Source organism: Candidatus Phytoplasma phoenicium (genome assembly GCF_001189415.1).
Classification (GTDB): Bacteria; Bacillota_I; Bacilli_A; order Acholeplasmatales; family Acholeplasmataceae; genus Phytoplasma; species Phytoplasma phoenicium.
In genome coordinates this window covers 1-3,744 of the sequence record NZ_JPSQ01000019.1, presented here as the reverse complement: position 1 = coordinate 3,744, position 3,744 = coordinate 1, and the positions used below count along the sequence as shown (strand labels likewise).

2 protein-coding genes and 2 pseudogenes are annotated in these 3,744 nt (G+C 23.9%); 3 read left to right on the top strand and 1 reads right to left on the bottom strand.

All coding sequences use genetic code 11. From position 1 onward, the window contains the following. The 3 genes and pseudogenes from AlmWB_RS01860 to AlmWB_RS00665 form a co-directional block, all read left to right on the top strand. Positions 1–224, top strand: a pseudogene (locus AlmWB_RS01860) (ATP-binding cassette domain-containing protein); the annotation flags it as partial. 224 nt (positions 225–448) lie between these two features. Then, positions 449–1,438 carry a hypothetical protein gene (locus tag AlmWB_RS00670; protein ID WP_050337126.1) on the top strand — a complete coding sequence of 330 codons (990 nt, stop codon included), beginning with the start codon at positions 449–451 and terminating at the stop codon, positions 1,436–1,438. Between the two features lie 2 nt (positions 1,439–1,440). Further along, a complete protein-coding gene (locus tag AlmWB_RS00665; protein WP_050337125.1) occupies positions 1,441–2,160 on the top strand; it encodes an ABC transporter permease subunit in 720 nt (239 codons plus the stop codon). 1,279 nt (positions 2,161–3,439) lie between these two features. Here AlmWB_RS00665 and AlmWB_RS01855 read toward each other — a convergent pair. Beyond that, positions 3,440–3,744 (bottom strand): annotated as a pseudogene (locus AlmWB_RS01855) (hypothetical protein); the annotation flags it as partial.

Below are 3,744 nucleotides of genomic sequence, written 5' to 3'. Positions count from 1 at the left end.
CTTCATCATTAGATAATATAACAGGTTTTAATATTTTAAAAATCATAAAAATTATTCATCAAAAATTCAAAACAACTATTATTTTAGTATCGCATGATAATAAAATTATTAAAAGTTTATGTAACAAAATAGTTATTTTAGAAAAAGGGGAAATTATCCGAAGGATAAATTTTCGACCTCAATTAATCGAACCATTTTCGTATGAAAAAGAATTTAATAAATAAAAAAATATGTTATTTTATAAGTGTGTTTTTTATAGCATTTTTATGATTTATTGGTTATCCAATTATTGTTATATTTCATCAATATTTGATAAATGTAAAAAATATATTCAAAAAAATTCTATCCATCTAAATAGTCGTATTTTTTTGAATAAATATTAAAATCATTCATATATAAATATTTTGATATTTGAAAAAATTAATAAATTGTGAGGAAATTAGCATCAATGTTTAAACTAAATCAAAAAATAATAATTGTTGTAATAACAAGTTTTTTGGTTTTCAGTATATTAGGTTATAATTTTTATCAAAAGATTCCAACAAAACATGTACTTTTGACCACACCTATAATAAGCATAAAACAATTACTAGAACAAATTCCAATTAAAAAATTCAAACAAAATAATTTGTCTCCAAAAATTGAGTTTTATTCAAATAATTATGTTAGTGCTATTAATGCAGTAAGCGAGAAAAGAGCTGACGCTACTCTTTGTTGTCATATGCCATATATTTTAGAAAATCATTTGAATCATAAATCATGGGAAAATATTCAAATAGTTCAACCTTTTTATGTAGGGAAATTTGGTATTTTTGCAACAGATTCATTTGATATTAATACAAAATCAAATATAATAATAACTATTCTTTCGAATCCATCAAATGAACGTTTAGCTTATTATTATTTATATAAATTATCTAAAAAATTTCCAGATACTTTTGGTCAAAAATTTAAAATGAAGACAGAAACGGAAGCATTGTTAAAACAAGATCCAAATACACAAAATCATGATTTCTTACAACTTTTTAAATTAAAAAAAGAACATTTTGAAATGACAGGACTAACAATCAAAAAAGTAGGGCTAACTCAAATAGGAAATATTCCCGAAACGGAAACAGATTTAATTATTAGTTTTCCTGCGTTAATGTCTATATCTCCTTTCAAATATCTTGAGAATTTAAATATTAGTGAATCAGAAGTTTTTGAAGATAAATTTTTAACTGTTCATGCTATTTCGTTAATGACACATAAAGATCATCAAAACGATAAATCTATTGAATTAGTGAAAGAAGGTTTACGTTCATCTGAAATTTTTGAATTTTATAAACAACAAGCAACAAATGATAAATTTTTAATTCCAATAGATAAAATCGAACCAATAAGAAAATCTATAGTTTTATTACAAAAACATTGGTCACAGATAGTTTCAGAGGAATAGTTTTGTTTTTAAAGAATTTATGGAATGCTATCCAATATAAAGAACCAGGTAAAAATAATTACTTGATTTTAAAAGGTTTAACGGAAACTTTAAAATTAACTATTTCGGCAACTATTATATCAATTTTTATAGGTTTATGCTTCGGAATTTATTTGTATATGTTGAAATTAAATAAAAATTACTGGAACCAGAAAATTTATTTTTTCATTAATTTTCTTTTTAATTTCTTAATTTCTCCTCCGTTTTTACCTTTATCTATTTTAATTATTAAATGTTTTTTGGGTAAATTTTTTAATTTATATTTTGGTTTTAAAAGTGCTTTTATTTGTTTATCCCTAGTATTAACTCCTCTTTTTGCTCGTAATTGTGAACAAGTTTTTTTAGAATTGGATAGTCATTTATACGAAACATCATATGTTTTAGGTGCTAATAAAAGCCAATTTATTAGATATTTTTTATTAAAAGAAGCACAAGCTAGTATCTTATTAAAAACAATATCTCTTTTTGTGAGCTCTTTAGCTTATGGAAGTGTTTTAGGTGCTTTAGGAGCAGGTGGTTTAGGGGATATTGTCTATGAATATGGGGTTCATTCTTCTTTTTCTTTTGGAGAAAAATTCACAAGTACAGACATCATTATTGTATGTGTATTGATTAATTTTATTTTAGTAGAAATAATTTTTTATATAGGACATAAAATAGCACATCAAATAAATAAAAAATAAAAAAGGTCGTTCCCCAGAAAAATGGGATTTAAACAAAGCCAAAAAAATAAGTCAAATTGTAAAAGAGGAAAAAATAAAAAAATCATATATTTATGATATAAAATCCATTTGACAATATTTATCACAAGAAAAAATTTTTGAAATTGTTTGTGGACAAAGAAAAACTATAAATAAAATCTTTTTTTCAAGTATGTATATTTAAATTATCAGGACGTTTTGAATATCCATCATTTATTATTTACAATCCCTTCTCCTCCTTTTTAGATTATTCACGCCGTTCATTTAACTCAAAAGTATTTATTCAATTCTTTGACTAAAGTTTTATTTATTAAGACCAAACAATGAAAGAGGAGAAAAATATGAAAAAATTGACTAAATATATTTATGATTTAAAATCAATTTTGAAATATTTACTCCAAGAAACGAAATTCCAAATTGTTTGTGTTCGTCAAAAAACGAATTATAATACTTGCTTCAAATGTTTATATTTGAATTATGGATATATTTTAAAAATTCACCAAATAATTACTGCAAATGCCTTCTCCTCTTTTTCAAATTGATTTTTCTCCTGCTTCACTGAAATCAATTGTCATTTTTTCCAAATTGTTATATCAACTGTATTCTTTAATTGTATTATATTTTAAGTTGATTTGTTTTAAACCATTCGTAAACAAACTAAATTTAATTTAATAAACATCTTTTTCATGAATGTTAGTTTTTTGAGCTTGAAAGATTTGAGTATTAGTGTCTGCTAAAGAGTATTTTTATCTAAAATCTTGCGAGGTTAGCATTAAAAATCCAAGCTAAATATGGGTTCTCAAATTGTTTGACTGTTACTTGAAAAAAGGTTGTGATTCATAATATGGTTGTAAATTATAACATTTTGAAGCATAATCAAAAACTGAAAATAAGTTATTATAATCAGCGTATGTTTAGTTGATTTTTTTAATTTCACAATAGGCTAACCACTACATCCCTCATAAGGTTTATTAATAGTACTAATTTTTTGTTTTAAGAGGCTTTTTGTTGGATTTCTTGTTTTCCCCGTTCAAATTCGTTTTTTAGTCTTTGAATCACACGTTTTTCGGGAATAATACGCACACCATCATCAAAATAAATGGCGTCAATTGATACATAATGAAAAGTTTTTGGTGGTGTAAAGGGTAAGGCTAAACCAGCTAGAAGGTGTCACATTATAACAACCATAATATTAAATATTAGTAAATATTTTTTTAATTTAAACATTAATTAAATCTCCTTTGATTTTTTTATCCCTCAACTAAGTGATTTCATAAAAGGATTTTATTAAAGAGTCAATTTGTCTCTCATATTCTTCTTTACTTTTATCGTGGTCATCATGTGGAAAGTGATTTATTATTTTGATGATTTCATTTAATCTATTTTCATTCATTCTTTGATCATCTTCTAAAATTCCGCGTTTAATTTGAATATCATGTATTTGACCAGCTAATTCTATATTCTCTTTAGGAAGTTCTTCTAATCTGTTTTTTAACTTTTGTTTTTCATTTTTATCAGTAGTAACTTTTAATTGTTCTTCAGTTTTTTTAATTTCTTTTTCTTTTT

Bases quoted from the DNA above. Each gene is read 5' to 3' on its own strand.
- AlmWB_RS00670 (WP_050337126.1), top strand. From the start codon at position 449: ATGTTTAAACTAAATCAAAAAATAATAATTGTTGTAATAACAAGTTTT.